Source organism: Bartonella sp. A1379B (genome assembly GCF_002022485.1).
Lineage (GTDB): Bacteria > Pseudomonadota > Alphaproteobacteria > Rhizobiales > Rhizobiaceae > Bartonella > Bartonella rochalimae.
The window spans coordinates 345,614-372,210 of record NZ_CP019780.1 but is presented as its reverse complement, the minus strand read 5'-3'; the positions used below and the strand labels follow the sequence as shown (position 1 = coordinate 372,210).

The 26,597-nt window shown below is 35.4% G+C and carries 18 protein-coding genes, 1 other RNA gene and 1 pseudogene; 9 read left to right on the top strand and 11 right to left on the bottom strand.

Features of this window, described 5'->3' with window-relative positions:
• The 7 genes from BA1379B_RS01490 to BA1379B_RS01460 all read right to left on the bottom strand — a co-directional run bounded on the left by BA1379B_RS01490 (window position 1) and on the right by BA1379B_RS01460 (window position 7,448).
• Window positions 1-1,122: an ATP-dependent DNA helicase gene (locus BA1379B_RS01490; RefSeq protein ID WP_035006145.1), complete on the bottom strand. Its 1,122-nt coding sequence runs from the start codon at window positions 1,120-1,122 to the stop codon at window positions 1-3.
• A gap of 275 nt (window positions 1,123-1,397) precedes the next feature.
• Window positions 1,398-2,273 carry a tRNA (adenosine(37)-N6)-dimethylallyltransferase MiaA gene (gene miaA, locus BA1379B_RS01485; protein WP_078673645.1) on the bottom strand — a complete coding sequence of 292 codons (876 nt, stop codon included), beginning with the start codon at window positions 2,271-2,273 and terminating at the stop codon, window positions 1,398-1,400.
• Window positions 2,274-2,346: 73 nt separating this feature from the next.
• Entirely contained in the window at window positions 2,347-3,831 is a 1,485-nt protein-coding gene (locus BA1379B_RS01480) for a Do family serine endopeptidase (RefSeq protein ID WP_035006148.1), read from the bottom strand.
• 128 nt (window positions 3,832-3,959) lie between these two features.
• Window positions 3,960-4,883 (bottom strand): protease modulator HflC, encoded by a 924-nt coding sequence (gene hflC / locus BA1379B_RS01475; RefSeq protein WP_035006150.1) that lies wholly within the window; start codon window positions 4,881-4,883, stop codon window positions 3,960-3,962.
• A gap of 2 nt (window positions 4,884-4,885) precedes the next feature.
• Entirely contained in the window at window positions 4,886-6,016 is a 1,131-nt protein-coding gene (gene hflK / locus BA1379B_RS01470; protein ID WP_078673644.1) for an FtsH protease activity modulator HflK, read from the bottom strand.
• A gap of 131 nt (window positions 6,017-6,147) precedes the next feature.
• Window positions 6,148-6,657 carry a dihydrofolate reductase gene (locus BA1379B_RS01465; RefSeq protein WP_035006153.1) on the bottom strand — a complete coding sequence of 170 codons (510 nt, stop codon included), beginning with the start codon at window positions 6,655-6,657 and terminating at the stop codon, window positions 6,148-6,150.
• Window positions 6,654-7,448 carry a thymidylate synthase gene (locus BA1379B_RS01460; RefSeq protein ID WP_035006155.1) on the bottom strand — a complete coding sequence of 265 codons (795 nt, stop codon included), beginning with the start codon at window positions 7,446-7,448 and terminating at the stop codon, window positions 6,654-6,656. The genes BA1379B_RS01465 and BA1379B_RS01460 overlap by 4 nt, the downstream gene beginning before the upstream one ends.
• A 182-nt stretch (window positions 7,449-7,630) precedes the next feature.
• Between BA1379B_RS01460 and BA1379B_RS01455 the strand changes: the two genes are divergently transcribed.
• A complete protein-coding gene (locus BA1379B_RS01455; protein ID WP_035006156.1) occupies window positions 7,631-8,938 on the top strand; it encodes an MFS family transporter in 1,308 nt (435 codons plus the stop codon).
• 80 nt (window positions 8,939-9,018) lie between these two features.
• Here BA1379B_RS01455 and BA1379B_RS01450 read toward each other — a convergent pair whose 3' ends face one another.
• Window positions 9,019-9,324: a DUF2853 family protein gene (locus tag BA1379B_RS01450; protein ID WP_078692316.1), complete on the bottom strand. Its 306-nt coding sequence runs from the start codon at window positions 9,322-9,324 to the stop codon at window positions 9,019-9,021.
• Between the two features lie 87 nt (window positions 9,325-9,411).
• Here BA1379B_RS01450 and ssrA point away from each other — a divergent pair.
• The 4 genes from ssrA (at window position 9,412) to BA1379B_RS01430 (ending at window position 13,474) form a co-directional block, all read left to right on the top strand.
• Window positions 9,412-9,771: a transfer-messenger RNA gene (gene ssrA / locus BA1379B_RS01445) on the top strand.
• 169 nt (window positions 9,772-9,940) lie between these two features.
• Complete coding sequence (locus tag BA1379B_RS01440; protein ID WP_035006160.1) at window positions 9,941-10,486, top strand: SspB family protein; 546 nt, start codon at window positions 9,941-9,943, stop codon at window positions 10,484-10,486.
• A 12-nt stretch (window positions 10,487-10,498) separates the two neighbouring features.
• On the top strand, window positions 10,499-10,678 hold the full coding sequence (locus tag BA1379B_RS01435; RefSeq protein WP_078673642.1) for a DUF4169 family protein: 180 nt from the start codon (window positions 10,499-10,501) through the stop codon (window positions 10,676-10,678).
• A 348-nt stretch (window positions 10,679-11,026) separates the two neighbouring features.
• Complete coding sequence (locus BA1379B_RS01430; RefSeq protein ID WP_078673641.1) at window positions 11,027-13,474, top strand: ATP-dependent helicase; 2,448 nt, start codon at window positions 11,027-11,029, stop codon at window positions 13,472-13,474.
• A gap of 331 nt (window positions 13,475-13,805) precedes the next feature.
• Here the strand turns inward: BA1379B_RS01430 and BA1379B_RS06855 are convergent, their stop codons facing one another.
• Entirely contained in the window at window positions 13,806-15,437 is a 1,632-nt protein-coding gene (locus BA1379B_RS06855) for a hypothetical protein (RefSeq protein ID WP_194284898.1), read from the bottom strand.
• Between the two features lie 256 nt (window positions 15,438-15,693).
• Here BA1379B_RS06855 and BA1379B_RS01420 point away from each other — a divergent pair.
• Window positions 15,694-16,672: pseudogene (locus BA1379B_RS01420) on the top strand (M24B family metallopeptidase); the annotation flags it as partial.
• Window positions 16,673-16,853: 181 nt separating this feature from the next.
• Here BA1379B_RS01420 and BA1379B_RS01415 read toward each other — a convergent pair.
• Complete coding sequence (locus BA1379B_RS01415; RefSeq protein ID WP_236829066.1) at window positions 16,854-19,775, bottom strand: autotransporter outer membrane beta-barrel domain-containing protein; 2,922 nt, start codon at window positions 19,773-19,775, stop codon at window positions 16,854-16,856.
• Window positions 19,776-20,152: 377 nt separating this feature from the next.
• Between BA1379B_RS01415 and BA1379B_RS01410 the strand changes: the two genes are divergently transcribed.
• From BA1379B_RS01410 to BA1379B_RS01400, 3 genes are read left to right on the top strand one after another with little or no spacing between them, the layout of a single operon-like run.
• A complete protein-coding gene (locus tag BA1379B_RS01410; RefSeq protein ID WP_035006167.1) occupies window positions 20,153-20,752 on the top strand; it encodes an SCO family protein in 600 nt (199 codons plus the stop codon).
• Window position 20,753: 1 nt separating this feature from the next.
• Window positions 20,754-21,623 carry a 50S ribosomal protein L11 methyltransferase gene (locus tag BA1379B_RS01405; RefSeq protein WP_035006169.1) on the top strand — a complete coding sequence of 290 codons (870 nt, stop codon included), beginning with the start codon at window positions 20,754-20,756 and terminating at the stop codon, window positions 21,621-21,623.
• Between the two features lie 17 nt (window positions 21,624-21,640).
• Window positions 21,641-23,467: an aminopeptidase P family protein gene (locus BA1379B_RS01400; RefSeq protein WP_078673640.1), complete on the top strand. Its 1,827-nt coding sequence runs from the start codon at window positions 21,641-21,643 to the stop codon at window positions 23,465-23,467.
• A gap of 181 nt (window positions 23,468-23,648) precedes the next feature.
• Here BA1379B_RS01400 and BA1379B_RS01395 read toward each other — a convergent pair whose 3' ends face one another.
• Window positions 23,649-26,567 (bottom strand): autotransporter outer membrane beta-barrel domain-containing protein, encoded by a 2,919-nt coding sequence (locus BA1379B_RS01395; protein ID WP_236829065.1) that lies wholly within the window; start codon window positions 26,565-26,567, stop codon window positions 23,649-23,651.
• Window positions 26,568-26,597: the final 30 nt, after the last annotated feature.

The following is a 26,597-nucleotide window of genomic DNA, read 5'->3' as shown; positions in this document are numbered from 1 at the left end:
CTATCGAACAATTGTTAAGCGCTCTGCTGCCCGTGTAATTCCTGTATAAAGCCATCGTGCGTACATATCACGAAATGCAAAACTTTCATCAAACAAAACCACATTATCCCATTGAGATCCCTGAGCTTTATGGACTGTCAAAGCATATCCATAATCAAAATCATCATATCGTTTTTTTAATTGCCATGAAATCTGATTATCAGGATTCTCAAAGATTGCTTTTAAAAGCTTAACTTTTGCTACCCCACGTTCACTATCTTCCGGCTTAATAATAAGATTTATACCTGGTTTAACAGTTTCTTTCTGTGAAGTCATAACTTTCCATAAAGAACCATTCAATAAACCTTTAGTAGGATCATTTCGTAAGCATACAAGTTTATCTCCAGCCTGTGGATAATCCGTTGTAAATCCCTTTAATTCACGTAAACGTTTATTATAAAGATAACGCGTTCGATTAATACCTACTAAAAGTTGATCAGCTTCCAGTACTAATTGTTGGTTAACCTCTTTACGAGTAACAACACGTGCTAAACCATAATCTCCATAAGAAATATCACGTCCCTCACGCACATCCATAGCTAAACGAATAATCGGATTATCACGTGCTTGTCTATGAATTTCTGATAACAGAAAATCTGGCGTGCTTTCAGAAAAAAAACCTCCTCCCGATATGGGAGGTAACTGACCAGGATCACCAAGAACCAGAATTGGTGTTCGAAAACTCATTAAATCACGCGCTAATTGCTCATCAACCATTGAGCATTCATCAACAATAACAAGTTTAGCTTGTGCAACTGGACTTTGTCGATTCAATGCGAATGTTGGTGTAAGGGATGTTTTACCTGTTACTTCATCAGACACTTCTTCTTCACCGCGAGGGCAATAAATTAATGAATGAATAGTGCGAGCATTACTAGCCCCCTTAGAACGTAAAACTTCGGCTGCCTTACCTGTAAAGGCAGTAAATTGAACAGGACCGTCAACTGTTTCAGCAAAATAACGAGCAAGTGTTGTTTTTCCAGTTCCTGCATAACCAAAAAGCCGAAAAATAGGTGATTTCCCATTTTTCAACCACGCGGCTACAGCCTTTAATGCATTATCCTGTTCTGATGAAAACTGCATAACCTATAAAATGAGATTCGTACAAAAAGTGCAAGCACTCTAAAAATTGACATTACTGTAAGTAAAAAAATTTTATACGTATAATATTTGCTAAGCTAAAATCTATTATTGTTACACCTGTATGCATATTGAAATCATTTCTAAATAAAGCAACTAAAATAAAATATTTTAAATCTTAATTGTCACGATTTTCTTTCTTCATATGATTATCTTCAAAAGAAATTTCATCTAAAATACCCTCTTCTCTTTAAGCTATCTTCAAACTTTTAATATTTTTATGCAGCGATAATTTTCCATTCTTCATTTAATTGGTTACGAAACCAAGTCATTTGCCTTTTTGCATATCTCCTAGTTTTTGTCTTTGCTGTCTCAATAGCATTCTCAAAACTTAAATGTCCATCTAAATAAGCTATAAATTCAGGTAAACCAATCGCTTTCATCGCTGGTAATAAAGGAGAAAGCATAAGTTGCTTTATAATAAGAACCTCTTCTAAAACTCCTTGTTCAACCATACGATCCAATCTCTTATTGATGTTTTCATAGAGCTGTTGACGCGGTGGAATAAGAAGAATCTTTTCTGAACAATCCTTTGCAATCAAAGATGTTGTTTCTTGTTTTTGCCACCAACTAAGTGCTTTACCTGTCACATCATAAACTTCCAAAGCGCGTATAATGCGTTGACCATCTTGCGCACAAATACGCTTAGAGAGCTCAGCATCAACTTGTAATAACTGACGATATAGATTCTCAACCCCCTCTTCTTGAAGTCGACGACGCCACTTTTGTTGACAGACATCTGGAATATCCGGAATTTCTGAAATTCCTTCCAAAAGAGCACGAAAATAAAGACCTGTTCCACCAACAAAAATAAGTGACTTCGATGTCATTACATTTAAAAGCTTTTCTACATCACGCAACCATTGTCCTACAGAATAACTAACAGAAGGACTTACATAACCATAAAGGTAATGAGGAGAAATTATAATATCATCTTCTGTTGGTCGTGCTGTCAAAATATTCAAAGTGTTATAAATTTGCATTGAATCAGCGTTAATAATGACAGCATTTTTTTCTTGAGCTATTTTTAACGCAAGTTTTGACTTACCGCTTGCAGTTGGACCCGCTATCAATGTGATTGTCCTTTGTGTCATGAAAAGCAATGCCTTCATCTTTTTCTGCAAATGTTTCTGTTAATGAGCAATAACAGACAAAAATACTACAGCATTAATCCATTTGGATTAATACAACCCGCAATTCTCCATCTGGACGAGCAACAACAAATAAAGCATTTTTACGCCCAGTTTCACGTAATTTACGAAGACGTTTTTTGGCATCTTCAATTGTTGTGATCGTGCTTTGATTAATATCAACAACTACCTCACCAACACGAAGACGTTTTTTATCAGCTACACTATTTTGTGCAACGGATGTTATAATTAATCCATTAAGCTTATCTGAAATTGAGTAACGTTGCCGCAAATCAGCTGTCAATTCTGATAACGTCATTCCCATATGTTGCATTATCATCTTTTTGGGTACATTATCATTTTCTTTATCATCAAACTTTTCTATTATATTTTCATCCAAATCTGTTTCAACCAAACGACCAAGTTTAACTTTTACTGTTTTCTCTTGTCCATTACGCAAAACTGTAACGTTGACTACTTGCCCTTCTGAGCCTTCTGCTATTAAACGCGGTAAATCATGCATATTTTTAATTTTTGTCTTTCCAAAGCAAAGAATAATATCACCAATATGCAGCTGACTATTATCAACTTCCGCATTTTCTATTTTGCCTACAACTAATGCTCCAATAGCCTTATCGAGTTTTAAATTTTTTGCAATATCATCTGTAATCGGTTGAATTCGGATAGCTAACCAGCCACGTTTTACTTCTCCAAAATTACGTAACTGATTTATAACAGAAAGAGCCATATCAGAAGGTATGGCAAAACCAATACCTATCGATCCAGAAGCAATTGCTGTATTAATGCCAATCACCTGACCACTTCTATCAAATAATGGGCCTCCAGAATTACCTCGATTAATCGCTGCATCTGTTTGAATAAAATTATCATAAGGACCAGCATTAAGATCACGATTACGTGCAGAAATAATTCCAACCGTCACACTACTACCAAAACCAAGAGGATTGCCTATAGCCATAACCCAATCACCAATACGTGCGTTTTCTGATCTACCAAAACGTACAGCTGTTAATTTTTTTCCTTTTGGATCGACCTGAAGCAAAGCCAAATCTGTTTTGCTATCTTTCCCAAGCAATTTTGCCTTTAACTTTGTACCATCAACAAAATTAACCTCAATATAATCAGCATCAGCGATAACATGATAATTTGTAACAATGAGCCCTTTTTGTGCATCAATTACAAAACCTGACCCTAGAGAACGCACTTTTTGAAATTGGCTATCTTTCTTATCATCTCCAGGTGTAAAAAAATCATCAAAATATTCTTGTAATAATGAATCTTTTGGAACGATTGGCAAAGAAGTATCTTCATCCTGCTCAGTTCCATCAACTGTTTGCACTGTAGAAATATTCACTACAGTATCTAAAAGCGTTGTAACTAAATCAGGCACTGATAATGGTGCATCTTGTTGCAAAACAACATTAGACCAACTTATTGATCCCGATAAACACAAAACTACAGAAATAGTAGTAGCTACCGTAGAAAAACACTTAAGAAACATATTTTTACCTATAATACACATTTATATGAAATTAACATGCATTCTACAATATCATACCACTTTCATCATCAAAGAAAGAATCCACGGATCAAGTTTTTCATAAAATGATAAATCTTATGATAACGTTACTATTTATCAATCACCATCTTATTATCCAAGACCTCTACAGGTGCAAATATTTTATTTGCTTGTGGTGGATTACGGAAATAAAAAAAGAAGTCCTCTTGTGGCGAAATTACCATCGAAGTGTTCTCTAAATTCCTGTACTGTTCCATTGCTAACCAAAAATCGTAAAATGATGGATTAACTCTTCGTGCATTCAATAAAAGACGAATACTCTCAGCCTGCCCTTCACCACGGGTAATTTCAGCATCACGTTTCGCTGCTGCTACGATTTCTTCATATTTACGATTAGCTTCTGCAATAATTCGATCCCGTTCTTGCTGACCACGAGCACGAATATCTTCTGCCGCAGCTTCACGTTCAGCTGCCATTTGTCGATACACATCCTCTGAAACAGCATCAGTTAAATCAGTTTTACGAATCCGCACATCAACAATAGTAATCCCTAAAGATCCTGCATCTACAGAAAATTGGCGCTGTACTTCAGCCATCATCGCTCCACGTTCATCCGATAAAGCCGCTTTAAATTCTCGCTTACCATAAACAGCACGCAAAGCATCAATAAAACGCGGTGCAAGATTTTCACGCGCAGCAATCTGTGGACGACCAGATGCAATACGTTGTAAAAATAGTTTCGGATTCGTAATCCGGTAAATAAAAAACGCATCCACTTCATAATATGCACCACCACGAACCTGAACAGATTGTGTAGGTAAATCATAACGCAACAATCGATTATCAATAATAACAGTATGATCAAAAAAAGGAACCTTAAAATAAATACCAGGTTTAGGTTCTACATTAACAATTTGTCCAAAGCGCTTAATAGCTATCTGTTGACGAGGATAAACAATAAAAACAGACATCCATAAGGCTATAAAAACAAATATGACAGTTCCTAAAATAAAAAAGAAACGAGATTGCTGCATAATTAGTATCCCTCAGAAGCGTTAGAATCCGATAGTCTTACAGAACGCTTTGACTTTGTTATTGTTTTATTTGATGAACTGCCGAGCAATTCGTTTAAAGGTAAATAAGATACCGTCGGAGAAGCTGTTTGATCCAAAACTATCTTTCTTGGAGAAGAAAAAATACGTCCCATCGTCTCCATATAAAGACGATAGCGAGCAGCCTCTGGTGCAATCGCAGCTTCACGCGCTATAGCTTGAAAACGTTCAGAACGTCCTATTGCTTCTTCAATCATCTGCGCTTTTTCACCTTTTGCAACTTCCCGTGTGCGTGCAGCTTCACCATTAGCTAAACCCATCTTAGTAAAATGTACACGATTACCCTCTTCAATCATTCGTCCTCGTTCCTGCTCTGCCTGTTGAACAGAATTAAAAGCAGCAGCAACTTTAGTAGGAGGCGCAGCTTCACTAATTGACACACGATTTATTTCAACACCAAGTTGATATTTATCTGCAGTCAATTGGATAATTTTTTTGACATCATCAGCAACTTCTTCTTTTTTATCACGCAAAACATCATCAACTGGCCGCGAACCAATCACCTCACGCATTGCACTTTCAGCAACTTGACGAACTGTACCTTCTTGGTCATTCACATTAAACAAAAACTGACTGGGATTTGAAATGCGATAATAAACAGAAAAATTAACATTAACAATATTTTGATCACTTGAAAGCATCAAACCTTCACTTTGTTGCAATTGACTAGACTGACCACCAATAGCAATAGTTTTTTCTGTTAAAGGAACTTTCATATAAGTTTCAATTGGCCAAAAATGAAAATGTAGACCATCACTGATAATGCCTTCTTTAGGAACGCCAAAACGCAATTCCACAGCTTGTTCATTTTGTTGAACGATATACATAGATTGAAAACACCAAAAAAATAAAACAAGCAGAAATAATATAATAAAAACACCACCGCCACCAAACTGTTTGATCTGATCCTGCCCCTTACGAAAAATATCATCAATATTAGGGCCATTACTACCACCAGAACCAAAAGGTTTCTTAGGCGATAATTTTTTATCTCCATCGGATTTATTTCTATCGCCACTCCATGGGCCACTACCATTTTGATTTGTCCAGGGCATTATCACCTCATTTAGATTAATGTTATTAATCAAATCTTAATAATTTACAAAACTTGATCTCTGATTTCAGTTTAAAGCGCTTATTATTTTCTTACAATGTAAATAATAAATGCTTTCAATATCTCAAACGATCATTTCCGTTCATAAATCACAAAACGTGTTGGATAATCATCTTTCTCACCTTCTGGAATATATTGTGTTTTAATCATAGTCCACTTCTCTTTATCAAAAACAGGAAAAAAACTATCGCCCTCAATAAAAGCTAGGATCTCAGTAAGAAATATTTTATCAGCTATTTGTAATCCTTGTTGAAAAATTTCACCACCCCCAATAATAAAAAATGCATCTGCACCACTTTGAAAAGCAACCTGTTCTGCAATATGACAAGCCTGAGATAAAGAATGAGCAATAACAGCACCTTTAGGCATTAACATACGATTGCGAGTAATAACAATATTCGTACGACCCGGTAAAGGGCGTCCAAGAGAATCCCAAGTTTTTCTTCCCATAACAATAGGCTTATTTAAAGTTAAAGTTTTAAAACGTTGCAAATCTGTTGATAAATGCCAAGGCATCGCACCCGCACAACCTATAACATTATTTTGTGAAACAGCTGCAATCAAACAAATTGAAAGAGTCATACTGCCACCGGTGCTTTGATATGTGGAAAAGCTTCATAATTAAGCAACTCAAAGTCCTTAAACTTAAAAGAGAAAAGATTTTTTACTTCTGGATTAATAAGCATCGTTGGTAACGCTTTCGGTGTACGAGATAATTGCTGTTTTGCCTGTTCAAAATGATTTAAATAAAGATGAGCATCACCAATAGTATGAATGAAATCTCCTACTTGTAAATGGTTTATTTGAGCAATCATCATTGTCAACAATGCATAAGAGGCAATATTAAATGGAACACCCAAAAAAATATCTGCTGAACGCTGATACAGTTGACAAGATAATCTACCAGCAGCAACATAAAATTGAAACAAACAATGACAGGGAGGTAAAGCCATTTCCTCTATCGCTGCAGGATTCCATGCAGATACAACTAAACGACGTGAATAAGGATCCTTTTTAATCATAGCTAAAAGATTTTTTATTTGATCAATATGACGCCCATCCGATGTAGGCCAAGAGCGCCACTGATAACCGTAAATAGGACCAAGATCCCCCTTTTTGTCAGCCCATTCATCCCAAATAGATACGCCGTGCTCTTTTAACCATGTAATATTTGTATCACCTTTAAGAAACCATAAAAGCTCGTAGATAATTGAACGCAAATGCAGTTTTTTTGTTGTCAACAGTGGAAACCCATCCTGTAAATTAAATCGCATTTGATATCCAAAAACCGACCTTGTCCCAACACCAGTTCGATCGAAACGATCAATACCATTGTTTAAAACATGAAATAAGAGATCAAGATATGCTTTCATATTAATGTTTATGCCCGATTCTGCATACTGTTAAAACAGAAACTTTAAAACTCACAAAAATACAATGTAATGCGCCTTAAAATGATCTGTTTACAAGAAATTACCATTATACGATTGAATTTTAATGATTCAAATTGTAAAAAGCAAATTGTAAGTAACTTAATTAAAGAGGGACGGTCTCCATGGAGAATGAAGAAACTTTAGCACTATATGATGCGAAAAAACGTATTCGGTCTATCATATCTAGTGCCTCAGGTAATTTAGTAGAGTGGTATGACTTTTATGTTTATTCATTTACTTCAATTTATTTTGCATCGCAATTTTTCCCTTCAGACGGCAACGTTATACTCCAGCTTTTTAAAGCTGCTATAGTTTTTTCTATTGGTTTTCTTATGCGCCCAATCGGTGGATGGCTCTTTGGATTCATTGCTGATCGTTATGGACGTAAACGATCAATGCTTATTTCTGTTTTTATGATGTGTAGCGGTTCATTCCTAATTGCTATACTTCCTACCTATGAAACTATTGGAGCCTCAGCAGCAGTTCTTTTACTTTTACTCCGAATGCTTCAAGGACTTTCTGTTGGCGGTGAGTACGGAACAACAGCAACTTATATGAGCGAAATTGCTCTTAAAAACCGACGAGGATTTTTTAGCTCTTTTCAGTATACTACACTGATTGGTGGTCAACTTCTTGCCAGCCTTGTTATATTTATTTTAGCCCTTTATCTTACAGAGGAACAACTAAAAGCATGGGGTTGGCGTATTCCTTTTGCTATTGGTGGATTAGGAGCCATTGTTGCAATCTATCTCCGTCGTTCACTTCATGAAACAACAACTAAAGAGAATCGTTCTAAAGAAAAAGCTGGTAGTATTAGAGAACTTTGGCGTAACCATCGGAAAGCCTTTTTTCTAGTGATTGGTTTCACAGCAGGAGGATCACTAACATTTTATACCTATACAACTTATATGCAAAAATATCTCATTACAACTACTGGCTTTGATAAGCATACAGCTACAACTATAATGACTATTGCACTTTTTGTTTTTATGTTACTTCAACCAGCATTTGGTGCTTTAGCTGATAAAATTGGAACAAAAACTTCACTTATTATTTGGAGTGTCTTATCTGTCATCTTCACAATTCCTGGACTTTATATGATTGGCAATACTAACAATTCATGGGTTGCATTATCAATCCTTATTGGAATGTTATGCATTATCAGTTTTTATACATCCATTTCTGGTATCGTTAAAGCAGAAATGTTCCCATCTTCAATACGAGCAATGGGTGTTGGTTTATCTTATGCTATTGCCAATGCCTTATTTGGTGGATCAGCCGAATCTGTAGCGCTTTTATTAAAAGATATTGGATATGAATTTATCTTTTATCTTTATGTAACTGGCATGATGACTGTTGCATTCATAGCAGTTCTTTTAATGCCTGACGCTCGAAAAAGTGGATATCTCCAAGGTGATGATATTCACTAAATATTCTTATAGTAAATAAAAAAGTCTAAAGAAATTTAGACTTTTTTGAAAATTATGATACAAAATTTAGTTTCAAATATTTAAATTTTATCAAGCGCATTAACTTGCTTGGCAAGCAAATAATAAAAAGTAACACGATTTTTTTTGCGGTTTCCTGACATCATTTCAGCAACTTTTGCGACAGCTTTTTGTGCATTTTCCTTATCAACATCCAATACATCTTGCGCCCATTTTACAACACGCTCTAACTCTTTTTGATCTGATGTAGAAACTAACGATGCATCTTGATGTCTCATTACCAAAGTTAAACGACATCTAAGTCGTTCTATTACAGCTTCATCAGGATTTACATCATATAATTTAATATTTTCTAGATCATTCACCATTTTGCAGTCCCTCTCATAATCAGTAACTATACACAACCACATTATATTTTTATCTCAATAATTAGAGGATTTAAAATATTAACAATCCCCCTTTTCTAAAAACTGTTATTCGTTTATATTTAAAAAGCTGTCTTTTCAGCTATGGTAATAAATGGACAATGAAATAAACCAATTGGACCCGGGGGCGGTACCCGGCGCCTCCACCAAAATATAATAAAATAAAGATTATATTTTTATGGGGGCGAAACAGGATCGACAAGGGTGTAAAGATTGCTCTTTTACTCGGCATTGTACCACCGTTATCGGACTAAATGAGTAGTTGCAAATGACAACTATGCGGAAGCACGTCTCATCGCTGCTTAAGCGATGCGAAAGCTTCAAACTAAGTCTTAAACCGTCGCAGGTCTAAGCGGGGTTCGAAGGCACCTGGCAACAGAAGCCTTCACTTTTAGACCTATTTATTTTTGAGCTGTCAGAAAGTATTTAAAATAAATTCGTGTTTTTCTTGATTAATTAGGTGCATAGTAAGTAAAATGTTGCTAGCTTAAAAAAACATGTTATTGCACTGTATTATTCATATTTAATCACTGCATAAATTTAGGAGGAATAAACTTCGATGGTTCAAGATCAGATCCGTTACGACATTCTCGTTCAGGATGCACTTCGCGGAGTCATCCGAAAAGTTTTATTGGAAGTAGCCAAAGCAGGACTTCCAGGTAATCATCATTTTTTTATCACTTTCTTAACAAACGCACCAGGAATCAAAATTTCTCCTAGACTTCAAAAACGCTATCCTGATCAAATGACCATCGTACTGCAGCACCAATTTAGAGATCTCAGTGTATCAGAAACTGCTTTTGAAGTAACACTTTCCTTTGGAGAAATTACTGAAAAACTGGTCATTCCTTTTAATTCTATCCAAGTCTTCTATGATCCTATAGCAGCTTTTGAAACAGCATTTGATCTTCCCCCTAGCCTTATTTCAGGAGAGAACCAAAATCCAGAAACTGCTTCGTGTTCTCCTTTTACTCCTTCAGATAAACAAAAAAAGGAAAATATATCTACAAAAATATCAAATCTTAAAACGGAAAAAGAGCCATCAAATAATGATTCTAAGCAAAGTGCTGATATTGTTTCTTTGGACTCCTTCCGAAAAAAATAAATGAATGACTCTATGGCTACAATAATTAATCTTCGTCAATTTCGAAAACAGAAAAAACGTACAAAACTAGCTATTCATGCAGAAGAAAATCGCTACCGTTTTGGACGAACAAAGCTTGAAAAACTTTTTGATAAAAAAGAAAGTCTAAAAGCCCAAAAATTTCTTGATCAAAATCATCTCTCTAGCGATTAATGAAAACAGAGAAGAATGATACTATTCATTAATCAAAAGCTTTTTTCTCCAAGAAATCTTTTTTGATTTCCTCGCAAAATATGATTTTTCTATAATTTCAATGTAAACTTATACTAAGATAAAGCCTTATTTTTCTTTATGTTGTGACTTTTTATGTATCCATTATAATTGAAAATAAGCTTGTAACTTCATTTCGTATATATATCTTTGGTAGCTTCTTATCATAGCACTATGTCTTTATCTCCTCCTGTGATCTCTATATTTTTATTTAAATAAATGTGTCGTGTTTTTTTAAGAAAATAATTTTTATCTGGCGTTCAAATCAAAAAAATACTAGATAAAGTTATAATGAATGACTTTTCCGATCATATAACGTCTCTTAAAAATGACGTATCTCCTCATAAGCCTGAAAATAATTCTAGGTTAATGACGCATATATCAGAAAGAAAAAACACGCAATATAAGCCTAACTATTTAGAAAAGCTGAATCCAGAACAAAAACAAGCTGTCATCAATACAGAAGGACCCGTTTTAGTTCTTGCGGGTGCAGGTACTGGAAAAACCCGTGTTCTTACTACTCGCATTTCTCATATTTTGCATCTCGGACTTGCACACCCTAAACAAATATTAGCTGTTACTTTTACCAATAAAGCTGCACATGAAATGAAAACACGTATCGGTGAGCTTGTTGGTGAAACTGTCGAAAATATGCCTTGGCTTGGAACATTTCATTCGACTGGAGCAAAGATTCTACGTCGTCATGCAGAACTTGTTGGCTTAAAAAGCAATTTTACCATTCTTGATCGTGACGATGTTATTCGTCTTTTAAAACAACTCATTCAAGCTGAAGGATTGGATGATAAACGTTGGCCAGCACGTAACCTAGCAATGATGATTGATTCTTGGAAAAACCAAGGACTTTTGCCTAATTCTATTTCAGAGGGTGATGCTTATTCTTTTGGAAATGGAATAGGACGAAAACTTTATCGTAATTATCAGGATCGACTTAAAAATCTTAATGCCTGTGATTTTGGCGATCTTTTGCTGCACTCTATTTCCATCTTTCAAAATAACCCAGACATTCTTCGCGAATATCATAATAAATTTCGCTATATTCTTGTAGATGAATATCAAGATACAAATATAGCACAATATCTCTGGCTCCGTCTTTTGGCTCAACGCCATGAAAAACAGATTAATCTTTGTTGTGTAGGAGATGATGATCAATCTATCTACGGGTGGCGTGGAGCAAAAGTTGATAATATATTGCGCTTTGAACAAGATTTCTCTCCTGCAAAAATTATCCGTTTAGAACGCAATTATCGCTCTACATCACATATTTTAAAAACTGCTTCTCATCTTATTTCTCATAATCAAAATAGACTTGGAAAAACGCTTTTTTCTGATCAAATAAATAGCGACGATGAAAAAGTAAAAATTCATGCCGCATGGGATTCAGCAGAAGAAGCTCGTGCTATTGGAGAAGAAATTGAACAAGCACAACGGGCGGGTCATTCCTTAAATCATATAGCTATATTGGTGCGAGCATCATTCCAAATGCGTGAATTTGAAGATCGCTTTGTCACACTTGGTCTCAATTATCGCGTTATTGGTGGTCCGCGCTTTTATGAACGAATGGAAATACGTGATGCCTTGGCTTACTTACGTGTTGTTGTTCAACCAGCTGATGATCTAGCTTTTGAGCGTATTATCAATATACCCAAACGCGGCCTAGGAAATGCAACACTTCGTCATCTTTATAATAGTGCACGTGCGCGCTCTATTCCCCTCTTTGTCGCCGCAGCTGAAATAATTACAACAGATGAGCTAAAGCCTAAAATACGCAATGCTTTACGAGATGTTGTAGAAAACTTCTACCGCTGGCAAAGCATGTTACAACACACACCACATACAGAGCTTGCCGAAACAATTCTTGATGATTCAGGCTATACCGCAATGTGGCAAGAAGATCGTTCACCAGAAGCACCAACACGACTAGAAAATCTTAAAGAAATGATCCGTTCTATGGAACAATTTGAAAATCTTCGTAGTTTTTTAGAGCATGTTTCACTAGTAATGGATTCTGAAAGCAATGAAAACATGAATGCAGTTAATATCATGACTCTTCATTCTGCTAAAGGTCTTGAATTTGAAACTGTCTTTCTTCCTGGTTGGGAAGAAGGTCTTTTTCCGCACCAACGCTCATTAGATGAAGGTGGTCATTCAGGATTAGAAGAAGAACGTCGCCTTGCTTATGTAGGAATAACAAGAGCAAAAAAACACTTACATATATGGTGTGTATCCAATCGAAGAATTCATGGACTTTGGCAATCTACAATCCCTTCTCGTTTCCTCAATGAATTACCAGAAGAGCATATAAAAATAACAGAAATTGAAACATCTTATGGTAATTATAACCAAACACACTTTAAAAAGCAAAATCCTTTTCGTAATAATTATTCAACACCAGGCTGGCAGCGTGCTCAAAAAAATCAAACAAAAACAACGCATAATAATTGGAGAAAACAATCGGCTGCTCATGTTGAAAAAATTTGTTATGGTGATATCGATTTAAACTTTGGAATTAAACAACTCCGCCAACAAAAAAACATTGAAGGAACTATCATTGCAAAATCAGTCTCTAATAAATCCTCAGCTTTCTCTATAAATGATCGGATTTTTCATATAAAATTTGGTTATGGTCAAATTAAAGCAATAGATGGCAGCAAATTAACTATCTTCTTCGATAAAACCGGAGAAAAACGTGTTCTTGATAATTTTGTAATAAAAGCTTAGTGCGATGTAATATAAGTTATCTTTCCAAATAGAAGCTCAACTTTCAATCACTTAATTGTATTTTAGCTATAAATCGTTGATTTATAAAGATAATCCGTTACTTTGATTAGAACAGAACAATACCATGCATCCTCTGCTCATTGTTTAAACAGATAATCTCTGTTCTATGCTAAGAAAAAATTTTCGACTTAATTTTTTACTGATTTTTAGCATAAAAAACCATAAAATTTCATGCTATCTTACAAAAGTGTGACTTCTATTTGTACAATGAACAACACCTTAAATTACAACTCTATTGTAAACTATAACATTTTTAACAGTTTTAATATTACTACAAGCTTAGAGAACGCCATCTAGATTTAGGTTTACGAATTTTAATATTGTTGCGAATTTTCTTTTTGTTAATTTGATCATTGTTACAAATTTCTATGTCACCAAAAATCTCAACATCACCACACATTTCAACATTCCCGCGAACTTGTATTTTATAACCAACTTTGGCATTATCATAAACTTTTGCATTTTCGTAAATCACAGAATTGTCCATAATCTGAGCTTTACCATAAACATATGCATTACCACTAACTATCGAATGACCAGAAATCTTAGCGTCTTCAAAAATTTTAGCAGCACCATAAACCTTCGCAGCTTCAAAAACTTTAGCATTACCAAAAATCTGAGCACAATGATAAATCTTAGCATTACCAAAAATCATAGCGTTACCAAAAATCTCAATATTACCCATAATCACAGTATCATCATAAACCTTAGCATTTCCATAAACTTGCGTATCCTCACAAATCCTCGCGTTTCCGTACACTTTAGCACTATCATAAACCTTAGCGTTATTTTTAACTATAGCTTCATCATAAACTGCAGCATTACCAAAAATCACGGCATTATCACAAACATGAGCATCACCATAAATCTCAGCATTACCAGAAACTTGAACATTATCACTAATGAAGGCCTTACCATGAATCCTAGCGTTTTCGAAAATCTTAGCATAATATAAAATCCGAGCTTTTTCATAAACTTTGGCATTATGCGAAATCTTAGAACCACAAATCTCAGCATCCCCATAAACCATTGCACTATCACAAATCTCAGCTTGACTCATAACCATAGCATTATCAAAAATCCTAGCATTACCAAAAACTTTACAATCTTCAACTAAAGCATTATCATAAACCTTAGCATTATCATAAACCTCAGCGTCACCACAAGTTACGGCATTACCATAAACCTCGGCATTACCATAAACCTCGGCATTACCATAAGTTACGGCATTACCATAAACCTTAGCAGCATCATAAACCTCAGATGCACCAGAAATGCTAGCCTCACCAGAAACCTTGGCCTTACCAGAAACCTTGGCATAACTATAAACTGTAGCATTACCAGAAATTATGGCATCACCAGAAATGGTAGCATAATCACAAACTGTGGAATTATTATAAATCTTGGCATCACCAGAAACGGTAGCATAATCACAAACTGTGGAATTATTATAAATCTTGGCATTACCAGAAACGTGAGCTTTGTGGTAAACTTGAGCAAAGTCACCAACCCAACAATTGCCTTCATGAGATAGATTGCATTCATCTTCAATAAATCCCCCTAGATCACCTGCCTTTATATCTCCAAAATCCCTAAGGGCTCTAATGCGATAAAGTTGAATAAAACCGTATGATACCTCCTCGTCTGTAAGTTCATACTTCTCGTCTGTAAGTTCATACTTCTTGAGTTTATCATAGGATTTAATCTGATTTTCTTCAGATACTTGAGCGTTAGCAGTAGCAACCCGAAGTTTCCCTTCATCTGACAAACTCTCAGTCTTTCCAATCAAATCATCAAAATCATTTGAACTGATATGTTTAGAACGTTTAACAGCTTTAGTATGATTCAACTTTTTATTGTCAACTATTGTGCTTCCATCTACAGATTCATATTTTTTAGACATCAAGAAACTCTCTTAATTTAATCTCTAAACTAAAAATTTTACTCTTATACATCCCGCTTTTCTACAATTTTTTGCCAAAAGTGTCAAAATGTTCTTTACGCAGCACAAATTATTTATATTTCTTGTTAGTATTTTCACCTATAACGCGTTTTAAAATAAGCCTTTAGGTGAGAATTTTCGCTCACTGCTTCTAATGGCAAAGTAGTCACTGAAGTCTACATCCGAAACAAAACTGCAGTAATTTTCTTTGGCTACTTTAACGTGCGAAAAGTTACGTACTGTTATTGAAGATACAGGGGGGTCTTTCCGTTAGACTAAGGGATCCTGTTATCTTACCACGTGCCATTAAAAATACTACAGAGCTCAATGGTTCACGCAGAGCACATTTATGTGATGGTATAGCTCTTACTCGTTTTTTGTCCTGGCTCGATAGACAAATACCAGGTACAATTGATGAAATTTCAGCTGCTAAAAAATTAGAAAAATTTCGTATTATAACAACACAAGAAATGGGAATGAAACTCGAAGATCTTTCCTTTGACACGATTTCAGCAGCAGGTAAAAATGGTGCAATTATTCATTATCGTGTAACCACTCAGACAAATAAACGACTGAATGCAGGTGAACTTTATCTTGTTGATTCAGGTGGACAATATCGAGAGGGCACAACAGATGTGACTCGTACGGTAGCGATTGGAAACATTGGAGAAGAAGAAAAGCGCTGTTTTACCCTTGTTCTCAAAGGCATGATTGCTCTTTCAAGTGCAAGATTTCCGAAAGGGACACGCGGACAAGATATTGATGTTTTAGCACGTAATGCTTTATGGAAAGCTGGTTTTGATTATGCACATGGCACTGGCCATGGAGTTGGTTCTTACCTCTCTGTTCATGAAGGACCACAAAATCTCTCACGCTATGGAAGCCAAGAACTTATTCCCGGTATGATTATCTCTAACGAACCTGGATATTACCGTGAAAAAGCTTTTGGTATTCGTATTGAAAATTTGATGATTGTCAAACCAGCACAAAAAATTACTAATGGCGATATAGATATGCTATCATTTGAAACGCTCACATATTGTCCTATTGATCGACAATTAATTCTGATAGAGCTTTTAACGACACAAGAGAAACAATGGCTTAACGACTATCATGCCCGTGTTTATCAAGTTAATGCACCCTACCTTGATAAAGAAGATAAAAAATGGCTGAAAAAAGCTACAATGCCTCTTTGAGAGTAAAGACACCTTTAAATTAAATATCTAATCTAAAGAAATCTTCAAAAAACTCATTTTCATTCTATAAATAGAGTGCAAAATAAAATACTCTCATTCCTAGAAATCAGAGCTAAAGCTTTATCAACCAAATTTTCTAGGACTTGAGCACAACTGACAAATATAAAACCAATCCTTGCTTTTAAAATTGATAACGTAAGCCACCCGAAACACTAATTCCAGAAAAGCCAGCTTTGGTTAATTTATGTTGGTATAACAAATCACCATGAAGTGCTATAGCATTAGACAATTGAGCATGAACACCCGCACCTGTTTCAACTGTAGAACCGAATGCACCTAACTGAAATGCATCTTTAAAATGCACTATCCGCTTCTTTTCATAACTATGCGCAACATGAAGTTTACTATAAAAAGAAACAACATGTCCCTTTTCGGAAGAAGCAAAAGCTTTTATTAAACGACCACCTATCCGCCCTATCAATTGATCATGCTTTCCTAAATCAATATCAAACCGATCAATATCACGCGCTTCATCAAACAGGAGAGACTGGTAAATAACTTGAAGCTGTGGCTCAAGAATAAAACCATGATAGCCTGTGATAATGGCCTGACCACCCGATAAAGCAGCATTCAAAAGTCTCCCTTTTAATTCTGCTGTTTTTCCACGAGAAAGAGTGACAACATCGCCCTTAAAAAAATCATACGAGAGAAAGCCATTCGCATAAAAGCCTGTATCATGATCCAAATTCACATAAAGCTTGCCTGACCATTTATCAAAAACACTCTTTTGACTGTGTTTAACTGCACGAGGATGAAGAGAGAGCTGACCATAACCGCCCATAACTCCAAAGGACGAAGTACTATCTTTACTCTCTAATGTATTGAATACAATTCCTGCTGTCGCATTATTATAGTCAAGATCAGCTCCATAACCATATTCAAAAACAGACAAATTGGAAGTATAACTATGGTTACTGCCATAACCACGGATGAAAAAGTTTGTCTTTCTCTTTTTAGCCGCTTCATGAAAAGCACTTTGCATGATTTCCAACAGTTCATGTTGATTACTTACATCGACCAAACCTGTATGAAATAAAGCATGAGGTAAAAGCAAATAACTTGGGAGTTGTGGCACAACTGTCGGTACTATTTGCAGCCGATAATCCCAAAAATTACTACTAGAGTGCTCACCTTCTTTTCCATTCTGCCCAACCAACTTTTGTCCTGGATCCGCTTGCCCTAATTGGGAACTTGGACCATACGCAGAAAGAACATACTGATAAGGTAAATTATCTGCTGTAATATAATCATCCTTCAGTTTGAAGGAATCTTCTTGCGCTGTACCTGAAACTTGAATAAGCGAAACACCCTGGGTATTACCTGAACCCGTTTTATCTCCTAGATGTCCTGCAGTTGTAGAAACAGAAACTACAGTAACACCAGATACATCACCATCGATTAAAAGCCGATCTGTATCCGAGTTACTTTGATCTAAATAACTATTAAGATAAAGCTCCGCATTACCCTCTGCTGTATAAACAAGACTATTCCCTGTGCCAATAGAGAGTGTTTGATAAACATTATCGCTTGGCTTTTCAAAAATAATTTTACTATTCTTAAGTGTCACAGTAGAAATAAATGATTTATTATTATCAGTTCCCTCATTCCCTCGATCACCCCGTGATTTTCTTTTTGTTAAAGTCCACATCGAGTTATTCTCTAATTTCAAATGCGCTTCAGCTGAACCAGAAATTAAAGCACCCCCTTCGAGCTGTGAGTTATTAGCTTTAATGTTTATAATCCCGCTAGTACCTTCTAGCAAAAGACCACCGGAAAGTTTTGTATCTGATAAATTAAAAGTAAGCTCCGCCTTAACACCATTATAAATAGCGGTACTATTAGGAACAATAAAATTTGTTTTTTTCAAAGAAATAGTTGCAGATCTTTCAAACTCCTTGTCCTTGTCATCACTAACAGAAGGTACTCCATACATGCCATAATATTTATCACCCTCTATTTTAACGTCTACATTTTCAAGATTTACATTCTCTTTCTTCTCCTCCTCCTCATCATCTTCTTCATCGTCACTCTCATCTTCATCACCATCTTCATCTGCTGTCTCATAATCTTCTGTATCCTCATATGGTGAAAAGTCAAATACAAATCCATTCCCACTTTTGAGATGAACTTTCCCTTCCTTCATCTCAAAAGTACTCTGTGGATGCATATAAACGGCAGCACTACGACTATAATCTACATTCTCGTTCGTCTGGACAGAAGTATTATCATTAATAGTATCATTAATAATATTAACTTTCTCTAAAGAAACCTCTCCTGTATTCATATAAACTGCGGAACTTAGAGTAAAATTAATGCCTGCATCCGATTTATCTATACCCTGCATATCAATATAGCCACCTTTTGTAGTGAAAAGACCTTTATCCCCTTTTAATACTAAAATATTTGTATCCAATAGCTCAACTATAGAACTTGAACCCTTAGCTTTAACAGCAATCTTATTATTACTTATCAATGTCTTATCTGCGTTTACCGAACTATTTTCTACAACAGAAATACCTATCGTTAGGTCTTTTAAGGTCAATTCATTAGCAACAATTGTTCCCCATTCCCCGAGCAGTATACCAATATAAATATCATCATCACTGTGTACGGGGCCTAGAATTTGCACGTTATTTACATCAACATTACTAGTCGTATTTTTTTTCTCTTTTTCACTCTCATTCTCTTCATCACTCGAACTCGAATATATACCAATTACTCCACCGGTTTCAGAAGTTTCACTGTCTGTCCGTTTCCTACTATTATTCCGTTCAGAATGATTTCCCATTTGATATTTTCGGTCATTTATCTGTCCATTTACACTTTCTTTACACTCTTTCACAATGAAAGTACGGCTACCCAATTTCATAGTGGTCTTGTTCGAACTTGAAGAAGCTTTACCGTTCGCAGCGTTACTTTTCTGACACTTCTTAACAGAACCAGCCTCATTAGCAAAAGAAACATTAGAAGGACTAACTAAAAGAGTATTAAGTATGAGAAAGAAAGAAAGAAAGAAAGAAAGAAAGAAAGAAACGCGCAACATTAAAATACCAATAACTTTTCAAAATAAACTGAATACATTATGGATTATATTAAATAAATAAACACATTTCAAGTTATTATCATAACATAAGTTTTTCACATATTGAACTTATCTATTAACATGTATTGAATAAATATAAATAAAGTTAAACTTTACACTTAAATACAAAAAATTCTTTCGAATACCTATTCATTTTTCACATATTGCTTTTGCAATAAAATATACGAAACGATAGTATGCAATATTTTATCTAGATAAAATATCTCTTTGTTTATATATTTTTGGGTACTCATCAACATACACACTTTTTATCCAAAACAGTGATTGCAAAATTAAGTTATAATTGCTATAATTTTTGTATATGAAAGAGTTAATTTATGAAAAATATAATACGGATACTAGGGCTAACTGTTATATTTCTTGCTGGTGTTTTCACCTATGATGCGTTTAGAAATAAGCCTTTAGGTGAGAATTTTACGCTCATTGCTTCTAATGGTAAAATCGTCACTGAAGCCGACATACGAGATAAACCTGCAGTAATCTTTTTTGGTTATACTATGTGCCCTGATAGTTGCCCTACTACACTTATGGATCTTAATCGGTGGCTTATGGAAATTGGTCCAGATGCAGATAGATTGGGTGTATGGTTTGTCACGGTTGATCCTGAACGCGATACACCAGAGGTGCTTCATGAATATTTAAGCAATTTTACTGATAAAATTATTGGTATAAGTGGAGATCCTAACGCAGTTCATAAGATGGTTGCCTCTTTTAATATTGTTTCTGAAAAAGTAATCGGAACAGATGACAGCAACTATACCTATAACCACACAGCTGCCATTTTTTTGCTAAAAAAAGGTGGTAAACTAGCCGGAATTATTCCATATAATGTTGAAGAAAACGAGAATAAATTAAAAGACGATATTGCTATTACACGGCTTAAAAAGCTCGTTTCAAGTTCCACTAATAAAAAATAGTATGTCACAACAAATTCGTCTATATTGGACAGCTCTTAAAAATGAAGCAGAGAAATTTTACGCTCGTATGGAAGTAGCCTTTGAAGAGGAAGGTTATCCTCTTGCTCTTACAGAAATAGACGACAAAAATGCTATTTATGAGATTTCACTCTATGTTGATCAAAAAAATCAGAAAAGTGCTTCTCAACGTTTTTCAAGCATTCTTGCAATAGATCCACATAAAATTAATATAGAAATCTTGCCTAATATTGATTGGGTAAAAAAAAGTCTTGCAGAATTGAAACCGGTATGTGCTGGTCCTTTTTTTATTCACGGTAGCCATGAACGACAAAACATTCCACCTAATGTTTTGCCTATCGAAATTGAAGCTAATCAAGCTTTTGGTACAGGTCATCACGGAACGACATTTGGCTGCTTAGAAATGATTACCAAAGTAATACAAAATGAAAACCCGAAAAATGCCCTTGATATCGGTACAGGTAGTGGAATATTAGCTATTGGTATCGCGATGCTTAAACCTATTGTTGTGCTTGCAGCTGATATAGATCCAATAGCTATTAAAGTTGCACAACAAAATATCAGATTTAATGGTGTTACAGACTATGTTACAGCTATTACAATTACAGGTTTTAGCGATAATAAAGTCGCATCACGCGCTCCCTTTGATCTTATTGTTGCTAATATTCTTGCAAACCCTTTAATCGAGCTTGCACATAATATGGTGCAAGCATTGCGAAAAGGTGGATCTATTATACTATCTGGAATTATTGAAGAGCAGCATGATGATGTTTTAAAAGCTTACGTAAAACAAGGTTTAAAACATATTGAAACATATTCCCAACAAGGGTGGATTACTTTGCATCTGAAATAAAAGAAAAGAACATCTTTATGTATCAATCTTTTGAAATAAGCACAAATCCCACTTATGCTGCAAAACGCGTTGCGGCTCTTCGTAAAAAAATTGATCACTTTGGACTAGATGGCTTTTTAGTACCGCATACAGATGAACATCAAGGAGAATATGTTCCTAAACATGCTCAACGTCTTGGTTGGCTTACTGGTTTCACTGGATCAGCTGGTATAGCATTGATTTTAAAAGATCAGGCTATTATATTTACAGATGGGCGTTATAAACTTCAAGTCCGTCAACAAACAGATTCCTGTATCTTTAATTATGAAGATTTAGCAATCTGCTCACCAGCACAATGGCTCGAGAAAAATAAACAAAAACTTTCAATTGGTTTTGATCCATGGCTTCATACTATTAATGCTACAGCTATATTGAGGCAAGCATTAGAATTGAAAATAGGTGGGAAACTTATAGAAAGTGAAACCAACCTCATTGATCTTATTTGGAATGATCAACCCAAATATCCACAAACTCCTTTATCAATTCATCCTCTCAAATATACAGGGTGCAGCACCAATGAAAAGCTATCACAAATTCGCAAAAACATAAAGCAATCTGGTGCAAATGCTTTTATTTTTACAGATCCGTCTTCTATTGCATGGACATTCAATATACGTGGCAAAGATGTTTCTAATTCTCCCTTTTCCCTTTGTTTTGCCATCATTTCAATTACAGAAAAACCAATCTTATTTATTGATAGTAAAAAAGTTGGTAGTAAGCAAAGACAATACCTAAAAAGTTATGCAAAACTATATGAACCAGAAGAACTTATTTCAAATATCAAAGATCATGTTCAACAAGGTACTGTTTTTGCTTTAGATCCATTTTTAACGTGCGAAAAGTTACGTACTGTTATTGAAGATACAGGGGGGTCTTTCGTTAGACTAAGGGATCCTGTTATCTTACCACGTGCCATTAAAAATACTACAGAGCTCAATGGTTCACGCAGAGCACATTTATGTGATGGTATAGCTCTTACTCGTTTTTTGTCCTGGCTCGATAGACAAATACCAGGTACAATTGATGAAATTTCAGCTGCTAAAAAATTAGAAAAATTTCGTATTATAACAACACAAGAAATGGGAATGAAACTCGAAGATCTTTCCTTTGACACGATTTCAGCAGCAGGTAAAAATGGTGCAATTATTCATTATCGTGTAACCACTCAGACAAATAAACGACTGAATGCAGGTGAACTTTATCTTGTTGATTCAGGTGGACAATATCGAGAGGGCACAACAGATGTGACTCGTACGGTAGCGATTGGAAACATTGGAGAAGAAGAAAAGCGCTGTTTTACCCTTGTTCTCAAAGGCATGATTGCTCTTTCAAGTGCAAGATTTCCGAAAGGGACACGCGGACAAGATATTGATGTTTTAGCACGTAATGCTTTATGGAAAGCTGGTTTTGATTATGCACATGGCACTGGCCATGGAGTTGGTTCTTACCTCTCTGTTCATGAAGGACCACAAAATCTCTCACGCTATGGAAGCCAAGAACTTATTCCCGGTATGATTATCTCTAACGAACCTGGATATTACCGTGAAAAAGCTTTTGGTATTCGTATTGAAAATTTGATGATTGTCAAACCAGCACAAAAAATTACTAATGGCGATATAGATATGCTATCATTTGAAACGCTCACATATTGTCCTATTGATCGACAATTAATTCTGATAGAGCTTTTAACGACACAAGAGAAACAATGGCTTAACGACTATCATGCCCGTGTTTATCAAGTTAATGCACCCTACCTTGATAAAGAAGATAAAAAATGGCTGAAAAAAGCTACAATGCCTCTTTGAGAGTAAAGACACCTTTAAATTAAATATCTAATCTAAAGAAATCTTCAAAAAACTCATTTTCATTCTATAAATAGAGTGCAAAATAAAATACTCTCATTCCTAGAAATCAGAGCTAAAGCTTTATCAACCAAATTTTCTAGGACTTGAGCACAACTGACAAATATAAAACCAATCCTTGCTTTTAAAATTGATAACGTAAGCCACCCGAAACACTAATTCCAGAAAAGCCAGCTTTGGTTAATTTATGTTGGTATAACAAATCACCATGAAGTGCTATAGCATTAGACAATTGAGCATGAACACCCGCACCTGTTTCAACTGTAGAACCGAATGCACCTAACTGAAATGCATCTTTAAAATGCACTATCCGCTTCTTTTCATAACTATGCGCAACATGAAGTTTACTATAAAAAGAAACAACATGTCCCTTTTCGGAAGAAGCAAAAGCTTTTATTAAACGACCACCTATCCGCCCTATCAATTGATCATGCTTTCCTAAATCAATATCAAACCGATCAATATCACGCGCTTCATCAAACAGGAGAGACTGGTAAATAACTTGAAGCTGTGGCTCAAGAATAAAACCATGATAGCCTGTGATAATGGCCTGACCACCCGATAAAGCAGCATTCAAAAGTCTCCCTTTTAATTCTGCTGTTTTTCCACGAGAAAGAGTGACAACATCGCCCTTAAAAAAATCATACGAGAGAAAGCCATTCGCATAAAAGCCTGTATCATGATCCAAATTCACATAAAGCTTGCCTGACCATTTATCAAAAACACTCTTTTGACTGTGTTTAACTGCACGAGGATGAAGAGAGAGCTGACCATAACCGCCCATAACTCCAAAGGACGAAGTACTATCTTTACTCTCTAATGTATTGAATACAATTCCTGCTGTCGCATTATTATAGTCAAGATCAGCTCCATAACCATATTCAAAAACAGACAAATTGGAAGTATAACTATGGTTACTGCCATAACCACGGATGAAAAAGTTTGTCTTTCTCTTTTTAGCCGCTTCATGAAAAGCACTTTGCATGATTTCCAACAGTTCATGTTGATTACTTACATCGACCAAACCTGTATGAAATAAAGCATGAGGTAAAAGCAAATAACTTGGGAGTTGTGGCACAACTGTCGGTACTATTTGCAGCCGATAATCCCAAAAATTACTACTAGAGTGCTCACCTTCTTTTCCATTCTGCCCAACCAACTTTTGTCCTGGATCCGCTTGCCCTAATTGGGAACTTGGACCATACGCAGAAAGAACATACTGATAAGGTAAATTATCTGCTGTAATATAATCATCCTTCAGTTTGAAGGAATCTTCTTGCGCTGTACCTGAAACTTGAATAAGCGAAACACCCTGGGTATTACCTGAACCCGTTTTATCTCCTAGATGTCCTGCAGTTGTAGAAACAGAAACTACAGTAACACCAGATACATCACCATCGATTAAAAGCCGATCTGTATCCGAGTTACTTTGATCTAAATAACTATTAAGATAAAGCTCCGCATTACCCTCTGCTGTATAAACAAGACTATTCCCTGTGCCAATAGAGAGTGTTTGATAAACATTATCGCTTGGCTTTTCAAAAATAATTTTACTATTCTTAAGTGTCACAGTAGAAATAAATGATTTATTATTATCAGTTCCCTCATTCCCTCGATCACCCCGTGATTTTCTTTTTGTTAAAGTCCACATCGAGTTATTCTCTAATTTCAAATGCGCTTCAGCTGAACCAGAAATTAAAGCACCCCCTTCGAGCTGTGAGTTATTAGCTTTAATGTTTATAATCCCGCTAGTACCTTCTAGCAAAAGACCACCGGAAAGTTTTGTATCTGATAAATTAAAAGTAAGCTCCGCCTTAACACCATTATAAATAGCGGTACTATTAGGAACAATAAAATTTGTTTTTTTCAAAGAAATAGTTGCAGATCTTTCAAACTCCTTGTCCTTGTCATCACTAACAGAAGGTACTCCATACATGCCATAATATTTATCACCCTCTATTTTAACGTCTACATTTTCAAGATTTACATTCTCTTTCTTCTCCTCCTCCTCATCATCTTCTTCATCGTCACTCTCATCTTCATCACCATCTTCATCTGCTGTCTCATAATCTTCTGTATCCTCATATGGTGAAAAGTCAAATACAAATCCATTCCCACTTTTGAGATGAACTTTCCCTTCCTTCATCTCAAAAGTACTCTGTGGATGCATATAAACGGCAGCACTACGACTATAATCTACATTCTCGTTCGTCTGGACAGAAGTATTATCATTAATAGTATCATTAATAATATTAACTTTCTCTAAAGAAACCTCTCCTGTATTCATATAAACTGCGGAACTTAGAGTAAAATTAATGCCTGCATCCGATTTATCTATACCCTGCATATCAATATAGCCACCTTTTGTAGTGAAAAGACCTTTATCCCCTTTTAATACTAAAATATTTGTATCCAATAGCTCAACTATAGAACTTGAACCCTTAGCTTTAACAGCAATCTTATTATTACTTATCAATGTCTTATCTGCGTTTACCGAACTATTTTCTACAACAGAAATACCTATCGTTAGGTCTTTTAAGGTCAATTCATTAGCAACAATTGTTCCCCATTCCCCGAGCAGTATACCAATATAAATATCATCATCACTGTGTATGGGGCCTAGAATTTGCACGTTATTTACATTAACATCACTAGTCGAAACTTCTTCAATTGAATCTTCTCTATCCCCTTCATCACTCGAACTCGAATATATACCAATTACTCCATCGGTTTTAGAAACTTCACTGTTTGTCTGTTTCTTACTATTATTCCTATTATTCCGTTTAGAACTATTTGCCAGTTGATATTTTTTGTCATTTATCTGTCCATCTGCACTTTCTTTACACTCTTTCACAATGAAAGTACGGCTACCCAATTTCATAGTGGTCTTGTTCGAACTTGAAGAAGCTTTACCGTTCGCAGCGTTACTTTTCTGACACTTCTTAACAGAACCAGCCTCATTAGCAAAAGAAACATTAGAAGGACTAACTAAAAGAGTATTAAGTATGAGAAAGAAAGAAAGAAAGAAAGAAACGCGCAACATTAAAATACCAATAACTTTTCAAAATAAACT